Genomic DNA, 21,703 nt, shown 5'->3' on the forward strand with positions numbered 1-21,703 from the left:
TTCATTGCGCGCGCTCGTTCAACCAACCGGTGATGGTCGCCGGAACCTCGCGCTGCGCGCGCCCGGACACGTAGATGCCGATATGGCCACCGCGGAAACTGCTCTCGGTGTAGTCCGTGCTGCCGATCCGGCCGCGCAGCGCGCGCGATGCATCCGGCGGGACCAGATGGTCCTGCTCCGCATAGATGTTCAGTACCGGCAACGTGACCTGCTGGAGGTCGACCGTTTCTTCGCCGATGCGGACGCCGTCGTGCATCAGGCCATTGCCCTGGTAGAACTGCTTGATGAAGTCACGGAACGCCTCGCCGGCGAGATCGGGCGAGTCGAAAATCCACTTCTCCATGCGCAGGAAATCTTCCAGCGCGTCCTTGTCGTCGAGGATGTCGAGCAGGCCCACGTACTTCTGGACGTTGAGCCGGAATGGCTTGAGCATCAGGTAGCTGGCATTCATCAGATCAGCCGGGATGTTGCCCAGCGTGTCCACCAGCAGGTCCACATCCACCTGCCGCGCCCAGTGCGAGAGCATGTTGTCCGGGGTGTGGAAATCGACGGGGGTGACCATGGTGATCAGGTTTGCCAGCTTGGCCTGGCGCAGCGCGGCATAGCACAGCGCGAACACGCCGCCCTGGCAGATGCCCAGCATGTTGATCGGCTCGCCACCGTTGCGCGCCTGCAGGTGATCCACCGCGCCATCCACGAAGCGCAGCAGGTAATCCTCCAGCGTCTGGTAGCGCTCGGAGCGGTCCGGGTAGCCCCAGTCCAGCACATAGACATCGTGGCCGAGCGCCAGCAGTTTCTGCACCAGCGAGCGGTCGGTCTGCAGGTCGACCATGTACGGCCGGTTGACCAGCGCATAGACGATCAGCAGCGGCGTGCGGTGCACCGGCGCTTCGGTACCGACGAAGCGGTACAGCGTGACCTTGCCGTCGCGCCAGATCTCTTCGCGCGTGGTCACGCCGTAATCGACATCGTCCACCGACGGCAGCAGCTTCAGGCCATCCATCAGCTTGCGTTGCATGGCCAGGGTTTCCTGCAGCAGGTCTTCGGCGTTGAAGCCCAGGGGGCCTTTCATGCGCTGCGCTTCCGGGGCTTGGTGGTGGGCTTGGTGGCAGGCTTGGTGTCCCTGGCCGGCGTGGAAACGTTGCCTGCGCGTTTGCTCGCGGCGGCTGGCTTTACCGCGGGCCTGCTCGCCTTGGCCTTACCGGCAGGTGCCGCAGCCGCACGCGCTGCGGCAGGTGCCTTGCCCCGCTTCGGTGCTGCCTTGCCGGATGTTGCCTTGCTGGGGCCCGCCGTACCCGCGCCGCTGGCCATGCGCCGCACCAACCGCTCCAGCTCGGCGATCCGGCGATGCGCCGCATCCATCTCCGTGCGCGTCGGCAGCCCGAAGCTCTCGGTCAGCCGTTCGATTTCCTGCTGGGTGGCCGCGCGCAGCCGCATCTGGGCGTTGCCCAGCGAGGCATAGACCGTCTGGAACGGCTCGGACAGCGCGACCTTGGCATACGCCTCTTCGGCCGCGTCGATCCACAGATCGAACATCGCCCGCGCACTGGTCAGCTGGTTGCCCGGCTGTTCGTGCTCGGCCAGCCGCTGCTCGAACAGGGTGAACGCATCGTCCAGTGCCTGCTTGATCTGCTCCACGTAATCGCGCGAATGCGCCTGATACTCCTGCTGCGCGCGCAGCAGCGCCTGCCAGCGGGCCTGATGCTCGCGACCGGGACCGAATGCGGGACTCTGCAGCCACGGGCCAAGCTGGCGCTGCAAGGTCTCCAGCAACTGGAGAAGATCCGGACCCTCGGCATGCGTGTGTCCGCGTGCGCCCTGCAGCATCCACTGCAGCAGTCCGTTGCCCTGCCCCAGCACGGCTTTTCGCCAGGCCTGCGCGACGTCGGCGCTGGTGGTGTCGCGACCGGCGAACTGCGCGGCCACCTGCTGCATGGTGCCGTACCAGCCACCGGCCTGCTCACGGAAGCGATGCACGGCCTCGTCGGCCGGGCCGCTGGCGGCGTTGGGCATCATCTGCGCCCACCCGTCGATCGCCTGCTGCCAGTTGCCCTGGCCCTCGGGGCCACCCGCATGGCCCGGCGCTGCCGCAGCGTGCCGCAGGGCATCGCCCCAGGCACTGAAATACTGCCGCGCCAAGGCCTCTACATCGCCTGCGCCGCTGCCGCTGCCCGCCGTGGTCATGACCGCCCTCCCGTCTCGGGAAACGATGATAGCAATGCCTCGCCGGGCCGCCTCACGGCTTGGGGATGCGCAGGGTCTTGCTGATCATCAGCGAGCCGGACAGCGCGAACAGCAGCACCAGCGGGTGCAGCTGCCACGGGCCGAGCTGCCACTGGCCGAGCCACAGGTCCGCGCCGGTCGCGCCGACGCTCGCCGCCACGGCCAGCACCACCACCAGCGCCAGGCTGGTCGGAATCGGGGTGCCCTCGAAGTACGGCACCTTGTCGCCTTCACCGGCCAGCGCCTCGGCGGTCACGTTGTAGCGCGCCAGGCGGCTGACGCCGCAGCAGACGAAATAGCTCAGCACCAGCCAGTCCCAGCCGCCCTGCATGCCGCAGGCGTAGGCCAGCGCCGCCGGGGCCACGCCGAAGGAAATGATGTCCGACAGCGAATCCAGCTCGCGGCCCAGCGTGGAGCTGGACTTGCGCCAGCGGGCGATGCGCCCGTCCAGTGCGTCGAAGATGAAGGCCAGCGGGATCAGCGCCATGCCGAACAGCAGGTAGCTGCGCTCGCCGTCCTGCAGGTAGCGCATGGCGGCGAAGACCGCGCCGGTGCCGCAGAACGCGTTGGCCAGGGTGAACCAGTCGGCCAGGTGGAACTCGCGCAACATCGAGAAATGACGTTTCATGGAAGATCGGGTGGCGGCAATCGCAAGAGAGTACCGCGAGCGGCCCGCACCCGGACACCCCACCCTACGCCACCGTACCCGGCCTTGCCGCGCCGTTCACGCGAGAACGACCTGCGGTGAATTTTTGACCACCCATCTTGACAGCGAGCGCCAGCGGGGGCCGGAGGCGCTTATCCACAAACTTGCCCACGAGTCATCCACACCCCCTGTGGACAACTCAGTCTCAATAGACGCGACCTTGGTGATTTGTTGATCACCGATCTTCATCGTGGCTGGCCGATCGATCTTCACAGGGGCGCCCATCGGTGCCGCCGGTGGGCTAAGCTGGTGGATGGACTCCGCCGCCGCCAGGTCCTGCCGCCCACCGACAGGAGTCTTGCGCGTGCTTTCCCCCGACCATCTGGCCGCCCAGTTGTGCCACCCGCACGGTGAGCACGCGCTCCTCGTGGCCGAATCGATGAACCGCAGCAACGGCGACCTCAATCGCGCCGCGATCGCCCTGCTGGCGGTCACCGCGGACGAGCAGGTGCTGGAGATCGGCCCGGGTAATGCAGCCTTTGCACCCGATCTGCTGCGCTCCTCGGGCAGCCTCTACCTGGGGCTGGATGTCTCGGCCGCGATGGTCGACGCGGGCAACATGCTGCTGGCCGCGCGCGGGCTGCAGGATCGCGCCGAGGTCCGGCTCGGCGATGCCCAGGCCCTGCCCCTGGACGCGGCCTGCATCGACGCGGCGCTGGCAGTGAACACCCTGTACTTCTGGGACGAACTGAAATTCCCGTTCGCCGAACTGGCCCGCGTGCTGCGCCCCGGTGGCCGGCTCTGCCTGGCCTTTGGGGATGCCGCCTTCATGCGCACCCTGCCGTTCACCGCGCATGGCTTCCACCTGCACGAGCTGGCCGAGGTCGAGCAGGCCCTGCGCAGCGCTGGATTGACCGTACAGGGCTGGCGCGCCCATCACGAAACCGGGCGCAGCAACGACGGGCGCGAGGTCAACAAGCATTTCCACCTGCTGCTCGCCCGCAGGTAGTGACGGCCGCTGGCCGGCATTACAGCCGGGTATAGCTCCAGGATTCCATGGCGCCATCGCGGTACGGCATCACGCCATGGAAGGCGCGGGGCTCGTCGTCGAAGACCAGCGGCAGGAAGCTGCGATCGCCTTCCCACAGCGGCAGGCTGTCGATCCTGTCCACGTCCACCCATTCCAGCGTGCCCTCCGGATTGGAGGTCAACGGCGTGCCGGTGAAGTCATCGATGACGAACACGAAACCAAACCAGTCCTCGCCGTTCTTGCCGAAGCCCGGCCAGCTGATCGTGCCGCGCAGGCGCATGGTCCCGCACTCGATCCCGGCTTCTTCGCGGATCTCGCGGCGCATGCAGGCGGCGGCGTCTTCATCGCGCTCCATCTTGCCGCCCAGCCCGTTGTACTTGCCCAGGTGCAGGTCACCGGGGCGGGCGTTGCGGTGGATCATCAGCACTTGCTTGCCGTCGGCGGACAGCACGTAGCCCAGGGTGGCCACGATGGGGGTATAGGGCATTTCGCACAGGCTCGGGGGAACACAGACCCCCGATTATGCGTGATCCGCCAGAGGGCGGCTCAGGGCACCAGGGTGGTGCGACGGGCATCCGTGGGTGCCGCCACCGCGCCATCGCGGCGCAGGGTCGCCACGCCGTGGCCGCGTTCGGCCAGGTATTCCAGCCATTTGCCGAGGAAGGTGTTCATCCGCATGCGGTGGCTGATCAGCTCGGCCGGCGGCGGGTACATGCCCACCACGTCCTGCCAGCGGCGCCCGACGTAGCAATGGGTGGTCTCGGCCTGGCGGGCGTCACGGTACAGGCGCACATAGGCCGACGGATCCGGTTGCCCGGTGACCGGGTCGGCGAAGTCGTAGGTCAGACGCAGCTCGACCGTGTAACGGTGGCACTCGATCACGTCGAGCCGCACATCCAGACCGTCGCCGATCGAGGAGACATAGCTGCCGGGCACCAGCTCGGAGGGCGCGAACAGACGCACAAGGTGCTGGTAGTTCTCGGCGTAAAGCCCCATCAGCCAGCTCAGGCGGCTGAGCCGGGGAATGCGTTCGATACGGGGCGATGCCTGGGCCATGGGTCGATCCTACACGTTGATCTCCCAACGTGGGGGCGGCGGCAGCCCGGCCAAAGGGGCGGCCCGTCACCGGTTCACGGACGCAGGGTAGTGCCGGCCGCTGGCCGGCTTACTGCACATCCTGCGCTGTTGTAGTGCCGGCCGCTGGCCGGCTGCCCTGACAAACCGCTCCGCCGGAATCCTGGAGGAGCCGGCCAGCGGCCGGCACTACCGCCACCCCGGACGAGGACGGTGGAATGCGCACATTGACCGCTGCCCAAAGGCACGACGGTCAATACATCTCGCGCTGCAGCCCCAGCGTGCCCAGCACCTTGCTCGAGATTTCCTCGATCGAGGTGTGGGTGGTGCTCAGGGTCGGGATCCGCTCCATCCGGAACATGGTCTCGGCCGCGGCGACCTCGCGGCGGCAGGTCTCCAGGTTGGCGTAGCGCGAATTGGGGCGGCGCTCCTGGCGGATCTGCTGCAGGCGGTCCGGGTCGATGGTCAGGCCGAACAGCTTCTTGCGGTACGGACGCAGCCGGGGCGGCAGCCGGTCCTGCTCCAGATCCTCGTCGGTCAGCGGGTAGTTGGCCGCACGGACCCCGTAATGCAGGGCCAGGTAGATGCAGGTGGGGGTCTTGCCGGCCCGCGACACAGCCACCAGGATCACGTCGGCATCGTCGTAGTTGATGGCGATGCCGTCGTCATGGGTCAGCGCGAAGTTCATCGCGTTGATGCGGCGGTGGTAGGTCTCGAAGTCGACCATGCCGTGCGCCTGGCCGACCCGGGAATGCCGGTTGACCGCCAGTTCGCGCTCCAGCGGCTCGATGAAGGGGGCGAACACGTCCAGCATCAACCCGCCGCTTTCGGCCAGGATGATGCTCAGCCCGCTGTCCACGCAGGAACTGACCACGATGGGCCGAACCTGGTACCGCTCCCCCGCTGCACGGATCCTTTCACAGGCTTCCCGCGCTTTTTCCGGATCATCGATGAACGACATTCGGTCGGTGATGAAGCTGAACCCGGAGAACTGGGTCAGGAGGCTATGCCCAATGGTTTCAGCGGTGATACCGGTTCCATCGGACACGTAGAACACCGGACGGATCGTCGACATACGGCTTTTACCCCCTCCGAAGCTTAAAAAGGCTGTCGATACAAGCTTGTGCCGACAGCGGTCTGCCCGGCATCATATCGGCTTCTTCCTACGGACGTGGCCATCCAGCCCGCCTCGGGCGATGGCCAAACGGAGCATCGCGCTTGAACGAGAACATCCTGTGGTTGCACGAACTGCGCCTGGCCGATCTGGCCCGCGTAGGCGGCAAGAATTCGTCGCTTGGCGAAATGATCGGCAATCTGGCCGGTCTGGGGGTGTCTGTCCCCGGCGGTTACGCAACCACCTCTGAAGCCTTCAAGGACTTCATCGCCCATAACGATCTGTCCAAGCGCATCTTCGACAAGCTGGCCACGCTGGACGTGGAAGATGTCGGTGCCCTGACGATCGCCGGCAAGGAAATCCGCGGCTGGGTGATCGATGCCCCGCTCCACCCGGCGCTGGACCAGGACATCCGCACCGCCTACGCCAAGCTGTGCAGCGAAAACGGCGGCGGCGACGTCGCGGTCGCGGTGCGTTCCTCGGCGACCGCCGAAGATCTGCCCGATGCGTCCTTCGCCGGCCAGCAGGAAACCTTCCTCAACGTGACCGGCGCCGACGATGTCGTGCTCAAGGTCAAGGAAGTGTTCGCCTCGCTCTACAACGACCGCGCGATCGCCTACCGCGTCCACCACGGCTTCAAGCACGAGGACGTGTTCCTGTCCGCCGGCGTGCAGCTGATGGTGCGCTCGGGCGTCGGTTCGTCCGGCGTGCTGTTCACCCTGGACACCGAGTCCGGCTTCCGCGACGTGGTGTTCGTCACCTCCTCGTTCGGCCTGGGCGAAATGGTCGTGCAGGGTGCGGTCAACCCGGACGAGTTCTACGTCTACAAGCCCACCCTGAGCGCGGGCAAGCCGGCGATCCTGCGCCGCTCGCTCGGCAGCAAGGCGATCCGGATGGTGTATTCGGATGTCCCCGGTGAGCGCGTGCGCATCGAAGACACCCCGGCCGACCTGCGCAACACCTTCTCGATCAGCGATGAGGACGTGCAGGAACTGTCCAAGCAGGCGCTGGTGATCGAAAAGCATTACGGCCGCCCGATGGATATCGAGTGGGCCAAGGACGGCGTCAGCGGCAAGCTGTTCATCGTGCAGGCGCGCCCGGAGACGGTGAAGTCGCGTGGCCATGCCACCCAGATCGAACGTTTTGCACTGAACCAGAAGGACGGCAAGGTGCTGGCCGAAGGCCGCGCCGTCGGTGCCAAGATCGGTGCCGGTACCGCCCGCGTGGTGCGCACCCTGGACGACATGGCCCGCGTGCAGCCCGGCGACGTGCTGATCGCCGACATGACCGATCCCGATTGGGAGCCGGTGATGAAGCGCGCCTCGGCCATCGTGACCAACCGCGGCGGCCGTACCTGCCACGCGGCGATCATCGCGCGTGAGCTGGGCGTACCGGCCGTGGTCGGCTCGGGCAACGCGACCCAGCTGATCCAGGATGGCCAGGAAGTGACCGTCAGCTGCGCCGAGGGCGACACCGGCTTCATCTACGACGGCATCCTCGAATTCGAGCGCACCACCACGGACCTGGGCAACATGCCGCCGGCGCCGCTGAAGATCATGATGAACGTGGCCAACCCGGAACGTGCCTTCGACTTCGGCCAGCTGCCGAACGCCGGCATCGGCCTGGCCCGTCTGGAAATGATCATCGCCAGCCACATCGGCATCCACCCGAACGCGCTGCTGGAGTACGACCGCCAGGACGCGGCGACCAAGAAGAAGATCGACGAGAAGATCGCCGGTTACTCCGATCCGGTCAGCTTCTACGTCGGTCGCTTGGCCGAAGGCATCGCCACGCTGACCGCGTCGGTCGCCCCGAACCCGGTGATCGTGCGCCTGTCGGACTTCAAGTCCAACGAGTACGCCAACCTGATCGGCGGCAGCAACTACGAGCCGCACGAAGAGAACCCGATGATCGGCTTCCGCGGCGCCAGCCGTTACGTCGACCCGAGCTTCTCGGCCGCCTTCGCCCTGGAATGCCAGGCCGTGCTGCGCGTGCGCAACGAGATGGGCCTGGACAACCTGTGGGTCATGATCCCGTTCGTGCGCACGCTGGAAGAAGGCCGAAAGGTCGTCGAGGTGCTGGAACAGAACGGCCTCAAGCAGGGCGAAAACGGCCTGAAGATCATCATGATGTGCGAAGTGCCGTCCAACGCACTGCTCGCCGATGAGTTCCTGGAGATCTTCGACGGCTTCTCGATCGGCTCCAACGACCTGACCCAGCTGACCCTGGGCCTGGACCGCGATTCCTCGATCGTCGCGCACCTGTTCGACGAGCGGAACCCGGCGGTGAAGAAGCTGCTGTCGATGGCGATCAAGTCCGCGCGCGCCAAGGGCAAGTACGTCGGCATCTGCGGCCAAGGCCCGTCCGATCATCCGGACCTGGCCGAATGGCTGATGCAGGAAGGCATTGAATCGGTGTCGCTGAACCCGGACACCGTGGTGGATACCTGGCTGCGTCTGGCCAAGCTTAAAGCCAAGGGTTGATCCCTTCGGCAATGCGATGAAGAACAAAACCCCGCGCAAGCGGGGTTTTGTTTTTGGGACGCGGCATTTGGTCCCAGGGGTAGAGCCACGCCATGCGTGGCTGCTTTTCGTTGGGCCGCCATTTGGTGGGCATCCAATGGCCGGAAGGTCCGCGTTGCCACGCATGGCGTGGCACTACCGTCAGGCGTCGGCGGGCTCGGCCGGCTCGGCCGGCTCGGCCGGCTCGGCCGGCTCGGCCAGCTCGGCCAGCTCGGCCACCGGGTAATCGGTAAACCCTTCCGCTCCGCCCCCGAAGAACGTCGCCTTGTCGGACGGGTTCAACGACAGGCCCTGCTGCAGCCGCTCCGGCAGGTCCGGGTTGGCGATGAACGGCCGGCCGAACGCGATCAGGTCGGCCCAGCCCTTGGCCAGCGCTTCCTCCGCGCGCGCCACGGTGTACTTGCCCGCGTAGATCAGCGTGCCCCGGTAGATCATGCGCAGCGCTTCCTTGAAGGCCACCGGCATCACCGGTGCGTCCTCCCAGTCGGCTTCGGCGATATGCAGGTAGCCCACGCCGATCTGGTCCAGCAGGTGCGCGGCGGCCAGGTAGGTCGCCTGCGGGGTGTCGTCCACCGCGCCCTGCAGCGTGGTCAGCGGGGCCAGACGCACGCCGACGCGCTCGGCACCGATCTCCGCAGCCACCGCTTCGGTCACCTCGCGCAGGAAGCGCAGGCGGTTCTGCAGCGCGCCACCGTAGGCATCCGTGCGCTGGTTGGCCTGGGAGTCGATGAACTGGTTGATCAGGTAGCCGTTGGCGCCATGCAGTTCGATGCCATCGAAGCCTGCCGCGATCGCATTGCGCGCGGCCGCCGCGTAGTCGCGCACGATCCCGGCGATCTCATCGATGGCCAATGCGCGCGGCATCGAGTGCTGCACCATCTCGCCGACGCCGCTCTGCGGGCCGCGGCCTTCCGGATCGACGAACACCTTGACGCCCTCGGCCAGCAGCGCCGAGGAGGACACCGGTGCGGCGCCACCCGGCTGCAGGGCCACATGCGAGACGCGGCCGACATGCCAGAGCTGGGCGACGATGCGGCCACCCGCCGCGTGGACAGCGTCGGTGACGCCGCGCCAGCCGGCGATCTGGGCCTCGTCATGGATGCCCGGGGTCCAGGCGTAGCCCTGGCCCTGCTGGCTGATCTGGGTACCTTCGCTGACGATCAGGCCGGCCGAGGCGCGCTGGGCGTAGTACTCGGCCATCAGCGGCGTGGCAACGTTGCCCGCACCGGCCCGCGAACGGGTCATCGGCGGCATCACGATACGGTTGGGCAGCGTCAACGCGCCACGGGTGTAGGGGGAGAACAGCATGGGAATCCTTGATCGGGGGGCGCCGCCGAAGCGGTGATGCCGACAAGGATGGGGACCGCACCGCCCGCTCAACAGCCCTGCGGCGGCAAAACAGTTGTGCCGCCCGTGCAACGATCGATCAGGTACGCTCGGCCGCCAGCATCGAGTAGGCCGCGCGCACGGTCTCGTAGCCGTAGGTTCGTTCCAGCCGGCGCACGATGAAGTGCCCGCGCGCGACGTCCTGGTAGTAGTCGGTGAACATGGTGTTGAGCGTTGCACCGGCCACCGCCCCCACGATCGGCACCGCCTGCGCGGCGAACTTCTCGGTGACCACCACGCCGAAGCGCGCGGCGACCTTCTCCACGAGCTTGGCCAGCCACTTGCCGGCCTCCTTCGGGGTCAGGCCGATCATCACCGGGCTGCCGCCGACCGCGCGCCCGGCCAGCTCGGCGGAGAGGTGGCGCATCACTTCGGCGGTGAAGCCACGGGTGATGTAGTAGCCGGTCTCGCTGGCGTCGTCGTTGCCCGAATTGCCGCCCAGCGCGAACACCTCCAGGCAGGCGTGCCGGGTGCTCATGTCACGCAGGTCGAAGCCCTCGCTGCGGGCGACGTCGGCCACCGAGCGCATCATGATCGTGGTCGACACCGGCAGTTCGATGAACAGCGTGGTGAACCCGAACGCGCCGCCGACCGCACCGGAGGTGGCTGCGGCCAGTTTGTGCCAACGGGTGGAGGCCGCCTTCCCGGGCGTGTTGTCCATCGTCCACAACGCGGCCTGGGCGGATTTGAACAATGCCGCCTCGACCGCGCCATGGATGCGGCGCGATACCGAATCGGGCAGCCGCTTGACCGCGAACTCCAGCGGCGAGCCGATCAGGTTCGCCATCTTGGCGGTCAGCGTGGGCGATTCAAGCAGGTCCACCGCTCGCTGCAGGTCGCGCCAATCCTGCGAGGTCGGCAGGATCGAGGACGACAGCGGCGGCGGTTGCGGCGAGGTGATGGCGTTCATGGCCGCGATCATAGCGCCGCCGATGTCTAGCGCTTGTTGCCTCGCCTGCCGGTGGCTGAATGCCCCGGTGGGCTCAGGCCGGCAGGCCCGACAGCGCGCCCATGAACTGCCGGTAATGGCGCAGCTCCGCGATGGAATCGTGCACGTCGCTCAGCGCGGTATGGCTGGCGGTCTTGCCGACGCCGGCGGCGACGCCCGGGGCCCAGCGCTTGGCCAGTTCCTTGATCGTGGAAACGTCCAGGTTCCGGTAATGGAAGTACTTCTCCAGGCGCGGCATTTCACGGTGCAGGAAGCGACGGTCCTGGCAGATCGAATTGCCGCACATCGGCGAGGCACCCGCCTTGATCCACTGCTGCAGGAACGCGATGGTCTGCGCCTCGGCCTGGCCCAGCGTCACGCTGCTGTCGACCACGCGCTGCCACAGGCCGGATCGGCGATGCTGGTTGCGGTTCCATTCGTCCATGGCCTCCAGCCGCTCGACCGGATGATGGATCGCGAACTCGGGACCTTCGGCCAGCACGTTCAACTGCGCATCGGTCACCACCGTTGCGATCTCGATGATGGCATCGTTGTCGGTGTCCAGACCGGTCATTTCCAGATCGATCCAGATCAGTCGCTCGCCTTCTGCGCCGTTGTCCGCCATGTGTTCGCCTTGTGCTGGGTCGCCGCCTGCGCCGCGACCGGGAATGGATAAGGCCCACATGATACCGCCAACGCGTCACGAGCCTGTCGCTGCGGCGCCCTTACTCCAGCAGCAGCGGCGGCTTGCCGCGCTTGGCGCGGAAGTAGTTGGTCAAGCGGGTGCTGGCCTCCTTGGCCAGCACGCCGCCGTGGAGCTCGACACGGTGGTTGTGCCGCGGGTCGCCGATCAGGTCGAACACACTGCCGCAGGCACCGGTCTTGGGGTCGGTCGCCGCATATACCAGCCGCGCCACGCGTGCATGCACGATCGCCATGGCACACATCGCACACGGCTCCAGGGTGACGTACAGCGTGCTGCCGATCAGCCGGTGGTTGGCCAGCGCCCTGCCCGCCTGCCGCATCGCCACGATCTCGGCGTGCGCGCTGGGGTCGTGGTCGGCGATGTTGAGGTTCCAGCCTTCGCCGAGCACGGCGCCGTCGGCACCGACCAGCACCGCGCCGACCGGAATCTCGTTGAACTCACGCTCGGCACGCTCGGCCAGGCCCAGTGCATGGCGCATCCAGTGCTCGTCGTGGTCGTGCACCGGCACGCCCAGCGGGGGCGGCGGCGCGAGGCGCTCAACCATGGCCGTTGGCCTTGCGCACGAATGCCTCGAACGCGGCCAGGGTGGCCTCGCTGACGTGGTGCTCGATGCCTTCGGCGTCGCGGCGCGCCGAGTCGGCGTCCACGCCCAATGCCAGCAGGAACTGCTCCACGGTCTGGTGGCGGGCACGCATCTCCACCGCCAGCTGCTCGCCGGCCGGGGTCAGGAACACGCCACGGTACGGTCGCTGGATCGCCCAGCCCTCCTTGACCAGTCGCTTGAGCGCCTTGGCGACCGTCGGCTGCGCCACCCCGAGCCGGCTGGCGATGTCCACCTGGCGGGCCTCACGGCCATCGGCGATCAGGTCCGCGATCAGCTCCACATAATCCTCGACCAGCTCGGACCGGCGCGCTTCGCGCACCTGCACGAAGCCCTCGACGTGCACCTGGGCATCGATCAGGGGCGTGGTGGCTTTACGGCTCGACGACGGCATGGTGGCTCCAGCAATGGCCGGTGGCGAAGGGCTGCGGCGCCCGGACAGTTTACCTCACGGGGGTTTGCGACTGGCCGGGGCGGTCCGGCGGGTGCGGCACGCCCCCGTTCCGCTGATAGACCGCAAACGGAATGAAACCGATGTCTCATTCACAGGTTCTGGTGTTTGACAAATGATTTTTGTTGCCGGATATATACCCCACCTACTCAGCCATGGACCCGGCCGAAGGCCAAGGAGCAGCATGGACGCATCCGCGCTACGCAAGTACGGCAGCTTCGCTCTGATCATCGTATTGGCCGCCCTGATGACGGCGCTGGCCGTGCAGAACCGGCAGCTCCGCCAGGAGCAGGCACTGCTGGTGAGCAAGGTCGAACAGATCTCCAAGGCCGCCCACGGTCTTCCGGAAGGCGCGCAGCCTGAAGCACTGGACACCACGGCACTGGACGGCCAGGCGGTCACCCTCGCCGGCCCGGCCAGCGGCCGTCAGGTCCTGTATTTCTTCTCCCCGGCCTGCAAGTACTGCCTGGCCTCGGTGCCGCAGATCCAGGCGCTGGACGCCGCCGGCCGGAACAATGGCAACCGCGCCTTCGAGATGCTCGGTGTCAGCCTGCCGCCCCATGAAACCGCTGCGGACTACGCACGCCAGCATGGGTTCGACTTCCCGGTCGTCAACGATACCGATGACCGGATCCGGCAGCGCTACACCGCGACCATGGTGCCGATGGTGGTGGTCATCCAGGACGGCAAGGTGATCTATCGCCATGTCGGCCAGCTCAAGGACAGCTCGGTCAATGCCATCACCGGCGCCTTCGTAGTGCACGCTGCGCGCAGTGCAGTGCCCGCCCCGGCAGGCTGATGGCCCTCTGACCCCGCTGCCGGGCGGTGTATCCAAGGTCTGTCCGCACCGGCTCATGGGGCGGATCGACAGTTCGTCGGCTTTCCTTCCCATTCCGAGGAGTTGAACGATGACGTCGAAACACACGCTGTCCCTGCTTGGCGGCCTCGCCGTCGCCGGCATGCTCGCCTTCGCTTCCGCCCAGGCCTTCGCCACCTCAGCCACGCCCGCCGCGTTGTCCGGCTGCAAAGCCGCGCCGCACTGCGACTACGGCGCCAATCCGGACGGCACCTGCTGCCCGCTGACGGATCCGCCGGCCCGCTAAACCGCCTCGCGCACCACCCGCTGCATCCGCATGATCCACAACAGGAGAAACACCATGAAGTCCAAGAAATTCGTCTCGGTCTTTGGCGGTATCGCTGTTGTCTGCGCCTTGGCGTTTGCTTCGAGCCAGGCGGTGGCAACCTCCAGCCAACCGAAACAGCTGGAGGGTTGCCCCTACAAGCCTGGCTGCACCTATGGCGGGCATAACGAGATCCGCTGCTGCCAGCCGGTGTAACACCCCCGCCGCATCCACACGCTCGACCACCCGCATCATCCCCTCAAGGAGAGAGTAACCATGACATCCAAAAAACTGCTGTCGGCCTTCGGTGGCATTACCCTGATCTGTGCACTGGCCTTCGCCTCCAGCCAGGCGGTGGCCACCTCCAGCCAGCCCACGCCGTTGGCGGGGTGTGAAGAACAGCCGAGCTGCACCTATGGCGGGCACGGCGTGCGCCTCTGCTGCGATCCGCTGTAAACAAGCACTCGACCATCCCGGCACACTGCCGGGATGGTTCCGCCGCGATCAGCGCGGCCTGCGCTGCAGCAGGGTTTCAAACAGGACCGTGCCGTCCTGGTTCGCGGCCACCAGCGTGCCGCCATGCGCGCGCGCGAACTCGCTGGCGATGAACAACCCCAGCCCCAACCCGCGGCTGTCGTGGAAACTGGCCTTGAACGGTTCGAACAGACGCGGCAGCAACGCCTCGGGAATCTGTCCGGCATTGCGCACCTGCAGGCGCAGCGGCGCGCTGCGCTCACCCTCCAGGCGCACCAGCACGGGCGCATCGCCGCCATGCAGCACCGCATTGCCGATCAGGTTGGACAACAACTGCGCCAGCCGATCCGGATCACCCTGCAGGTGGGCATCGCCCTGGACCTGCAGCTCGATGCGCGCCTGCGGATGCGCACGCCCGATCTCGGCCACGACCGTTGCGGCTACGTCGGCCAGGTCGCACTCGGTGCTGTACAGGCGCAACCCGCCGGTACGGATCTTCGAGAAGTCCAGCAACTGCTCCACCATCCGGGCCATGCGCTGGGCACTGTTCTCCAGGTGGCCGAGCGTGCGCTGGACCTGGCTGTCGTCGGGCAGGTCGAGCGCCAGCTTGTCGGCGCACAGCAGGATCGAGGCCAGCGGCGTGCGCAGATCGTGCGTGAGCACCGCCATCATCGTTTCGTTGAGCGTGAGCGCATGCTCCAGTGCCTCGTTGCGCGTCTTGAGCAGCTGCTTCTGCTGGTAGAGCTCGATGAACACGTTGACCTTGCTCATGATCACCTGCGGCTCGATCGGTTTGTGCAGGAAATCGACCGCCCCGGTCTCGTAACCCTTGAACGCGCGCACGGGATCGTTCGGCGAGGCGGTCAGGAAGATGATCGGCACATCGCGGCTGCGCTGCGAGCCGCGCATCAGCTCGGCGAGCGAAAAGCCGTCGATCTCCGGCATGTGCACGTCCAGCAGCGCCAGCGCCACCTCATGCTCGAGCAGCAGTTCCAGCGCCTCGGCGCCGGAGGGCGCACACAGAATCTCCAGGCCCGGGCGACGCAGCAGCGCTTCCATCGCGACCAGGTTCTGCGGAATGTCATCGACAATCAGCAGCTTCACGCAATCGGTGGTGGCAGTCGACCCGGCGGGCTCGATCAGGTTCATCGGGTAAGACCTTTCATACGCGTGCAGATGGAGGTGAGCGGGAGTACCGCATCGGCACCGGCGTGCGCCAGGGCCGAGGCGGGCATCATCGAGGAATAAGCCTCCTCAGGGCATTGGATCCAGGCTTCGCCGCCTGCGTGGCGCACGGCCGCAACGCCGTCGCTGCCGTCGGTACTGGCCCCGGTCAGCAGGATCGCCAGCACGCCATCACCGAACACATCGGCGGCGCTTTCGAACAGGGGATCGATCGCGGGGCGGGAGAACAGCACCGGCGGATCGACCGACAGCGCCAGCGTGGCACGGTCCTCGACCAGCAGGTGGTAGTCCGGCGGCGCGAACGTCACTGTCCCGGGCTGCAGAGGTTGTTTGTCCTCGGCTTCGCGCACCGGCAGCGGGCAGCCGGCGTCGAGCAGGTCGGCGATGCGACTGGGGCGGTCGCGCGGCAGATGCAGCACCACCAGCACCGGCATCGCCAGCGCCGACGGCAGCGATGACAGCAGGGCCTGCAGCGCGCTGACGCCGCCGGCCGACGCACCGACGACCACCAGGTCGAACCGGCTGCGTTGCGATGCCGCGCTCATCAGGCCAGCTTCCGGTAGAGGCGCTGTTCGCGCGCACAGGCTTCGAACAGGTCCGCGTGCGCGCCGAACTGCAGCGACTCCTTGCTGCCCAGGCCCAGGAAGCCCCGGTGCACCAGCGCCTCATGGAACAGGCCGATGGCACGGTCCTGCAGCGGCCGCTGGAAATAGATGAGCACGTTGCGGCAGGACACCAGGTGCACTTCCGAGAACACGGTATCGGTCGCCAGGCTGTGGTCGGCGAACACGATGTTGCGCTTCAGGCGACGGTCGAACACCACGCTGCCGTAGCCGCTGCTGTAGTAGTCGGAGAGCGATCCGGTGCCGCCGGCGGCCAGATAATTGCGGCTGAACTGCGCAAGACGATCCAGCGCGAAAGCGCCGGACTCGGCCGCCTGCAGCGCTTCGGGATTGATGTCGGTGGCGTAGATGATCGCGCGGTCGAGCAGGCCTTCCTCATGCAGCAGGATCGCCAGTGACCAGACCTCTTCGCCGGTGCTGCAGCCGGCGATCCACAGTTTGATCGACGGATACGTGCGCAGCACCGGTACCGCATGCTCGCGCAGCACCCGGAAATACGGCGGGTCGCGGAACATCTCCGAGACCTGCACGGTGAAGTACTGCATCGCCTGGGCGAACGTGTCCGGCTCGTGCAGCAGCCGGTGCTGCAGCGCGCCCATGGTCGGGCAGTCGAAGCGCGCCATGGCATGGCGCATCCGCCGCCGCAGCGACGCCAGTGCGTAGTCACGGAAGTCGTAGTGGTAGCGCTGGTAGACCGCCTCCAGCAACACCTTCAGCTCCAGGTCGAACAACTCCGTTTCGTTCATCGGCGCGAGCACCACACACGGCACAGCGAGACCAGCTTGTCCACGTCGATCGGCTTGGCGATGTAGTCGTTGGCACCGGCCTGCAGGCAATGCTCGCGGTCATCGGGCATCGCCTTGGCGGTCAGCGCGATGATCGGCAGGTCACGCCAGCGGTTGTCCGCGCGGATCTCGCGCATGGCGGTCAGCCCGTCCATCTCCGGCATCATGATGTCCATCAGCACCAGGTCGATCTCCGGGCGCAGCTTCTCCAGCGCCTCGCGACCGTTGCGGGCGATGTCCAGGGTGACGCCGAGCGGCTCGAGCACGCTGGACAGTGCGAAGATGTTGCGCACGTCGTCCTCGGCCAGCAGCACGGTACGGCCATCGAGCACCGCATCGCGGCGGCGCGCCTCGCGCAGCAGGCGCTGCTGGTCGGTCGGCAGCGAGGCCTCGACACTGTGCAGGAACAGGGTCACTTCATCGAGCAGGCGCTCGGGCGAGCGCGCGCCCTTGATGATGATGCTCTTGGAATAGCGGCGCAGGCGCTGCTCCTCATCGCGGGTCAGCGCGCGGCCGGTGTAGACGATCACCGGCGGGAACGCCACGGCCTCGTTGCCGGCCATGCGCTCGAGCAGGTCGTAGCCGGTGCCGTCGGGCAGCGCCAGGTCGGTGACCATGCAGTCGAAGGTCGATCCGGCCAGCTCCGCCATCGCCTCGGTGATGGTGCCCACCGCGGTGATTTCCAACTGGTCGCGGCCGAGCAGCAGCTGCAGGTTGGAGCGCAGCTCACTGTCGTCCTCGACGATCAGCAGGCGGCGCATGTCACGCTGGCTGGTGGCCTCCAGCTGCTGGATCGCCCCGACCAGGCGCTCGCGCGTGGCCGGCTTGATCACATAGCCGATCGCACCCAGCTCCATCGCTACCTGCGAGCGCTCCAGCCCGGACACCACGTGCACGGGGATGTGGCGCGTGGCCGGGTCGCGCTTGAGGCGCTCCAGCACGCTGAGCCCGGAGACGTCGGGCAGGCCGATATCGAGCAGGATGCCGTTGGGCCGCAGTTCGGTCGCCAGGGCCAGCGCCTCCTCGGCCGTGCCGGCGACCACGCAGTCGAAGTCCAGTTCATGCGCCATCGACACCAGCGCGCTGGCGAAGGTCGCATCGTCTTCGACCACCAGGATCATCCGGCCCGCGCGGCTGCGACGGCCGCGGTCATCGATCACCTTTGCCGCCGGCGTCGGGGCCGGCGTCGACCCGGCATGCGCACGGCCGAGCGGCGCGGCGGCGGGCAGCGACGGGGCCGCGACGGCCGCCGGGCGGACGTCATGCACGACGTGCTGGGCACTGCCGGTGCCGCCGCCAGCCAGCAGCGGCAGTTCGAGGGTGAAGCAGCTGCCGCGCCCCGGCTCGCTGGAAACGGAGATGCTGCCGCCCATGCGGGCGGCCAGATCGCGCGAGATCGACAGGCCCAGCCCGGTGCCACCATAACGGCGGCGGGTACTGCCATCGGCCTGGCGGAACGCTTCGAAGATCACCGCGGTCTGCTCTTCGGGAATCCCGATGCCGGTATCGGACACGGCGAACTGGATCCGCCCTGCCCCGGCACTGCGCACCTTCAGCGACACGCTGCCGTGCTCGGTGAACTTGACCGCATTGGCCAGCAGGTTCTTGAGGATCTGCTGCAGGCGCTGGCTGTCGGCCAGCAGCTGGGTCGGCGCATCCGGCGCGGCGCTGATCTCCAGGCTCAGGCCCTTCTGCACCGCCATCGGCTCGAAGGTTTCCTTCAACCGCTGCAGCACACTGGAGACGGCCAGGTTCTCCTCGACCAGCTCGACGTGGCCGGCTTCGATCCGCGACAGGTCCAGGATGTCGTTGATGAGCGCAAGCAGGTCGTTGTTGGAGGAGTGGATCGCCTGGGCGTACTTGACCTGCTCGGCGGTCAGCGTGCCGTCCTTGTTGTCGGCCAGCAGCTTGGCCAGGATCAGCGCGCTGTTGAGCGGCGTACGCAGCTCGTGGGACATGTTGGCCAGGAATTCGGACTTGTAGCGCGAGCTGGCCTCCAGCTCGTTGCTGTTCTGCACCAGCTGCGCCTGGGCCAGGAGCAGGGCCTGCTGGCGCGACTCCAGCTCGTGGGTGCGCTCTTCAAGCTGCACATTGGTCTGCTCCAGCTCGGCCTGCTGCTGCTCCAGGTTGGCCTGGGAATGCAGCAGGCTGCGGCTCTGCTCCTCCAGCTCTTCGTTGGCGACGCGCAGCTCTTCCTGCTGGGTCTGCAGCTCTTCGCTCTGGCGCTGGGTTTCCTCCAGCAGTTCCACCAGCTGGGCATTGAGCAGCGACGCGCGCAGCGCGATGCCGATCGGCTCGGCGCACTGCAGCAGCAGCGCCATCTCCAGGCCGCGTGCGGGCGATACGCCGGCACGGCCCAGCTCGATCACGCCGATCACCACGCCATCGGCGGTGATCGGTCCCAGCAGGCGCTGGTGCACGGTGGTGCGGCCCAGCGGCGTGTCGATATCCAGCGGGCTGTCGCTGTCCTCCAGGCGGCGGGCACGGCCCTCACGGATGATCTCGCCCCATTGCCCGGCGTTCGCCGGCAGCGTCTCCGGCAGCTGCGACGGCAGCGCGGCGCCACCGACCAGCACCAGCCGCTCGCCCTGCAGGCGGTACATCGCGCCGACATCGGCATTGAGCTGCGCGCACAGCGCGCGCATGGCTGCTTCGGCCAGTTCACGCGGGGTGGGATCCCCTTGCAGGCTGGTGCCGACCACGTTCTCGCCGGCCTGCAGCCACAGCGCGTCGGCCGCTTCACGGCGGGCGCCGATGGCCTTCATCACGGTCAGCGCCATCATCAGGAAGGCCACGCCGCCGATGCTGCGGTTGACGAAGGAAAACGCCGAATTGCTGCTGGCCGGCGCGACGTTGTAGCCCACCGCCAACAGGATGCAGGACCCGATCGCCACCAGCAGGGGCACGTCAAGGCGGCGCTGGAACAGCGTGATGCCGACCGCCATGAAGTAGGTCAGCCAGACCGCATAGCCCAGCGGCACCACCATTTCCGTGCCCAGCGTGGCCGCCATCAAGGCGGCCGACGCAAGCCAGATCCAGCGGTCACGGGCGGTAGGCGCAGAATTCATGCCATGTTCCAGCGTAAAAGGGGGCTGATGGTACCCGAAGCGGTAAACGGCTGTTAAGCGCCAGAAGTCAGCGCGTTTGGCGCACGTTCTTGACACTTTCTTCACACCGTGGCCCCTACGGTTCGGTCCCTTATCGGGGGAGTCGATAACCGTCGTGGTCCAGGCCGTATCCAGCGTTGCACCGCTCGCCGACGAAAGCCGGCAGCTGAAGCTGTTGATCGACAACGTGAGCGATCACGCCATCTATCTGCTGGATACGCAGGGCAGCATCTGCAGCTGGAACCGCGGCTGTGAACGGGTCAAGGGCTATGACGCCGAAGCGGTGATCGGCAAGTACGTCGGCCTGTTCTATACCCCCGAAGACCAGCAGCTGGGCGTGCCCCAGCAGGCGCTGGAATACGCCCGCGACCATGGCCGCTTCGTCGGCGAAGGCTGGCGCGTGCGCCGCAACGGCGAGCGGTTCCGGGCCGGCGAAGTGATCGAGCCGGTCCGCGAGGACGGCTGTCTGCTCGGCTTCGTCAAGGTCACCCAGGATGTCACCGAGCGCTACCAGGCCCAGCGCCTGCTGCAGGATGCGCAGCGCGCGCACGTGCAGCAGCGCCAGCTGGACAATGTCGGCCGGCTGACCCGGGGCCTGGCCCATGAATTCAACAACCTGCTGACCACCATCGGCAACGCGCTGGACCTGATCGCCCTGCGCCCCGGCGCCGACGGGCGCACCCAGGAGCTGGTGGACCTCGCCCAGGCCGCTGCCGACCGCGGCTCGCTGCTGACCCGCCAGCTGCTCGCGTTCTCCGCGGATCAGACCCTGGTGCGCGAACCGGTGGTGGTGCAGGATTTCCTGCGCGATGCCCTGCCCGTGCTGCGTCGCGCCTGCCCGACCGGCATCGAGGTCCACCTGGACGTGACCCCGGATCTGCCCCCGATCGTCACCGATGGCGTACAGTTGCACAGCGCCGTGTTGAATCTGGTGCTCAATAGTGGCGAAGCGATGCCCCAGGGCGGCACGGTCACGATCACGGCCGAGGTCGAACAGCGACTGGCACCGGATCTGTCCCAGCCCATGCGCCGCCACTATGTCGCCATCGCGGTGACCGACCAGGGCAATGGCATGCCCCCGGACATCGCCGCGCGCGCCAGCGAGCCGTTCTTCACCACCAAGGAAATCGGCAAAGGCAGCGGGCTGGGCCTGAGCCAGGTCTTCGGCTTCGTTTCCCAGTGCGACGGCTTCGTCGACGTACAAACCGCCCCCGGCCGGGGTACCACCGTCCGCCTGTTGTTACCTGTCATTGAGGAAGTCGAGCATGTCTGAGCCCCTACGCGTATTGATGGTCGAAGACCAGCAGGACCTGCGTGAACTGATCGGCCAGGCGCTGCAGGACTTCGGCATCGAAATCCACACCGCCGACGACGGCCCGGCCGCGCTGCGCCTGATGCAGGATCCCGGCGGGTTCGATGTGGTGTTCAGCGATATCAGCATGCCCAACGGCATGAGCGGCGTGGAGCTGAGCGAACATGTGGCCGACGTGCTGCCCAATGCGCGCATCATCCTGGCCTCCGGTTACGCACGCTCGCAGCTGCCGCCGCTGCCCGAGCATGTCGAATTCCTGCCCAAGCCGTATCGCCTGCGCCAGCTGGTGACGTTGCTGCAGTCCCCCGTCGCGCCCTGCTGAGCCGGCGCACCGCCGCCAGCGTGAACGCTTCATCCGTGGCGACCCTGCTTCACGCCGGTGCTGCAACCCACCCCGGATAGTGAGGGTGAAGTC

General features: G+C 67.1%; 23 protein-coding genes. 8 read left to right on the plus strand and 15 right to left on the minus strand.

Annotated features, from left to right (window positions below; translation table 11 throughout):
• Position 1: 1 nt before the first annotated feature.
• From ABE424_RS04835 to ABE424_RS04845, 3 genes are read right to left on the minus strand one after another with little or no spacing between them, the layout of a single operon-like run.
• A complete protein-coding gene (locus tag ABE424_RS04835; RefSeq protein ID WP_179458670.1) occupies positions 2 to 1,072 on the minus strand; it encodes a class III poly(R)-hydroxyalkanoic acid synthase subunit PhaC in 1,071 nt (356 codons plus the stop codon).
• Entirely contained in the window at positions 1,069 to 2,184 is a 1,116-nt protein-coding gene (gene phaE, locus ABE424_RS04840) for a class III poly(R)-hydroxyalkanoic acid synthase subunit PhaE (RefSeq protein ID WP_346490974.1), read from the minus strand. Before phaE ends, ABE424_RS04835 begins: the two co-directional genes overlap by 4 nt.
• Positions 2,185 to 2,236: 52 nt before the next feature.
• Positions 2,237 to 2,851, minus strand: a complete 615-nt coding sequence (locus ABE424_RS04845) for a CDP-alcohol phosphatidyltransferase family protein (protein ID WP_070474651.1) — start codon at positions 2,849 to 2,851, stop codon at positions 2,237 to 2,239.
• Positions 2,852 to 3,227: 376 nt separating this feature from the next.
• On the opposite strand from ABE424_RS04845, the gene ABE424_RS04850 reads away from it, so the two are divergent.
• On the plus strand, positions 3,228 to 3,878 hold the full coding sequence (locus ABE424_RS04850; RefSeq protein ID WP_346490973.1) for a methyltransferase domain-containing protein: 651 nt from the start codon (positions 3,228 to 3,230) through the stop codon (positions 3,876 to 3,878).
• A 19-nt stretch (positions 3,879 to 3,897) separates the two neighbouring features.
• Here ABE424_RS04850 and ABE424_RS04855 read toward each other — a convergent pair whose 3' ends face one another.
• From ABE424_RS04855 to ABE424_RS04865, 3 genes are all read right to left on the minus strand, one after another.
• Positions 3,898 to 4,386, minus strand: a complete 489-nt coding sequence (locus ABE424_RS04855) for an 8-oxo-dGTP diphosphatase (protein WP_179458667.1) — start codon at positions 4,384 to 4,386, stop codon at positions 3,898 to 3,900.
• Between the two features lie 59 nt (positions 4,387 to 4,445).
• Entirely contained in the window at positions 4,446 to 4,955 is a 510-nt protein-coding gene (locus ABE424_RS04860; protein WP_346490972.1) for a DUF1249 domain-containing protein, read from the minus strand.
• 271 nt (positions 4,956 to 5,226) lie between these two features.
• Positions 5,227 to 6,048, minus strand: a complete 822-nt coding sequence (locus ABE424_RS04865; RefSeq protein WP_019184148.1) for a pyruvate, water dikinase regulatory protein — start codon at positions 6,046 to 6,048, stop codon at positions 5,227 to 5,229.
• Between the two features lie 143 nt (positions 6,049 to 6,191).
• Between ABE424_RS04865 and ppsA the strand changes: the two genes are divergently transcribed.
• Positions 6,192 to 8,570, plus strand: a complete 2,379-nt coding sequence (gene ppsA / locus ABE424_RS04870) for a phosphoenolpyruvate synthase (protein ID WP_346492025.1) — start codon at positions 6,192 to 6,194, stop codon at positions 8,568 to 8,570.
• 180 nt (positions 8,571 to 8,750) lie between these two features.
• Here the strand turns inward: ppsA and ABE424_RS04875 are convergent, their stop codons facing one another.
• From ABE424_RS04875 to mntR, 5 genes are all read right to left on the minus strand, one after another.
• Positions 8,751 to 9,917: an alkene reductase gene (locus ABE424_RS04875; protein WP_346492024.1), complete on the minus strand. Its 1,167-nt coding sequence runs from the start codon at positions 9,915 to 9,917 to the stop codon at positions 8,751 to 8,753.
• 118 nt (positions 9,918 to 10,035) lie between these two features.
• Positions 10,036 to 10,905, minus strand: coding sequence for an EcsC family protein (locus tag ABE424_RS04880; RefSeq protein WP_346492023.1), 870 nt, complete (start codon positions 10,903 to 10,905; stop codon positions 10,036 to 10,038).
• 73 nt (positions 10,906 to 10,978) lie between these two features.
• The gene (gene orn / locus ABE424_RS04885; RefSeq protein WP_176988643.1) at positions 10,979 to 11,548 is read right to left on the minus strand and encodes an oligoribonuclease; all 570 of its coding nucleotides are present in this window, start codon (positions 11,546 to 11,548) and stop codon (positions 10,979 to 10,981) included.
• Between the two features lie 100 nt (positions 11,549 to 11,648).
• Positions 11,649 to 12,173: a tRNA adenosine(34) deaminase TadA gene (tadA, locus tag ABE424_RS04890; protein WP_346492021.1), complete on the minus strand. Its 525-nt coding sequence runs from the start codon at positions 12,171 to 12,173 to the stop codon at positions 11,649 to 11,651.
• The gene (gene mntR, locus ABE424_RS04895; protein WP_176988641.1) at positions 12,166 to 12,624 is read right to left on the minus strand and encodes a manganese-binding transcriptional regulator MntR; all 459 of its coding nucleotides are present in this window, start codon (positions 12,622 to 12,624) and stop codon (positions 12,166 to 12,168) included. Before mntR ends, tadA begins: the two co-directional genes overlap by 8 nt.
• 241 nt (positions 12,625 to 12,865) lie before the next feature.
• Here mntR and ABE424_RS04900 point away from each other — a divergent pair, with 241 nt between their 5' ends.
• From ABE424_RS04900 to ABE424_RS04915, 4 genes are all read left to right on the plus strand, one after another.
• A complete protein-coding gene (locus ABE424_RS04900) occupies positions 12,866 to 13,480 on the plus strand; it encodes a TlpA disulfide reductase family protein (protein WP_346492020.1) in 615 nt (204 codons plus the stop codon).
• 109 nt (positions 13,481 to 13,589) lie between these two features.
• A complete protein-coding gene (locus tag ABE424_RS04905; RefSeq protein WP_346477535.1) occupies positions 13,590 to 13,784 on the plus strand; it encodes a hypothetical protein in 195 nt (64 codons plus the stop codon).
• 54 nt (positions 13,785 to 13,838) lie between these two features.
• Positions 13,839 to 14,018 carry a hypothetical protein gene (locus tag ABE424_RS04910; protein WP_346492019.1) on the plus strand — a complete coding sequence of 60 codons (180 nt, stop codon included), beginning with the start codon at positions 13,839 to 13,841 and terminating at the stop codon, positions 14,016 to 14,018.
• 60 nt (positions 14,019 to 14,078) lie between these two features.
• A complete protein-coding gene (locus tag ABE424_RS04915) occupies positions 14,079 to 14,258 on the plus strand; it encodes a hypothetical protein (RefSeq protein ID WP_346477537.1) in 180 nt (59 codons plus the stop codon).
• Between the two features lie 48 nt (positions 14,259 to 14,306).
• Here ABE424_RS04915 and ABE424_RS04920 read toward each other — a convergent pair whose 3' ends face one another.
• The 4 genes from ABE424_RS04920 to ABE424_RS04935 are packed head-to-tail and all read right to left on the minus strand — an operon-like array spanning position 14,307 to position 19,937.
• Positions 14,307 to 15,425 (minus strand): hybrid sensor histidine kinase/response regulator, encoded by a 1,119-nt coding sequence (locus ABE424_RS04920; RefSeq protein WP_346477538.1) that lies wholly within the window; start codon positions 15,423 to 15,425, stop codon positions 14,307 to 14,309.
• A complete protein-coding gene (locus ABE424_RS04925) occupies positions 15,422 to 16,006 on the minus strand; it encodes a chemotaxis protein CheB (protein ID WP_346492018.1) in 585 nt (194 codons plus the stop codon). Before ABE424_RS04925 ends, ABE424_RS04920 begins: the two co-directional genes overlap by 4 nt.
• Complete coding sequence (locus ABE424_RS04930; protein ID WP_346489448.1) at positions 16,006 to 16,854, minus strand: CheR family methyltransferase; 849 nt, start codon at positions 16,852 to 16,854, stop codon at positions 16,006 to 16,008. The genes ABE424_RS04925 and ABE424_RS04930 overlap by 1 nt, the downstream gene beginning before the upstream one ends.
• A complete protein-coding gene (locus tag ABE424_RS04935) occupies positions 16,827 to 19,937 on the minus strand; it encodes a response regulator (RefSeq protein ID WP_346492016.1) in 3,111 nt (1,036 codons plus the stop codon). Before ABE424_RS04935 ends, ABE424_RS04930 begins: the two co-directional genes overlap by 28 nt.
• Before the next feature lie 154 nt (positions 19,938 to 20,091).
• On the opposite strand from ABE424_RS04935, the gene ABE424_RS04940 reads away from it, so the two are divergent.
• Together ABE424_RS04940 and ABE424_RS04945 are read left to right on the plus strand one after the other, a co-directional pair.
• Complete coding sequence (locus tag ABE424_RS04940) at positions 20,092 to 21,249, plus strand: ATP-binding protein (RefSeq protein ID WP_346492015.1); 1,158 nt, start codon at positions 20,092 to 20,094, stop codon at positions 21,247 to 21,249.
• On the plus strand, positions 21,242 to 21,610 hold the full coding sequence (locus tag ABE424_RS04945) for a response regulator (RefSeq protein WP_121037386.1): 369 nt from the start codon (positions 21,242 to 21,244) through the stop codon (positions 21,608 to 21,610). The genes ABE424_RS04940 and ABE424_RS04945 overlap by 8 nt, the downstream gene beginning before the upstream one ends.
• Positions 21,611 to 21,703: the final 93 nt, after the last annotated feature.

It is taken from the genome of Stenotrophomonas sp. TWI1149 (assembly GCF_039673155.1).
GTDB lineage: Bacteria > Pseudomonadota > Gammaproteobacteria > Xanthomonadales > Xanthomonadaceae > Stenotrophomonas > Stenotrophomonas maltophilia_AA.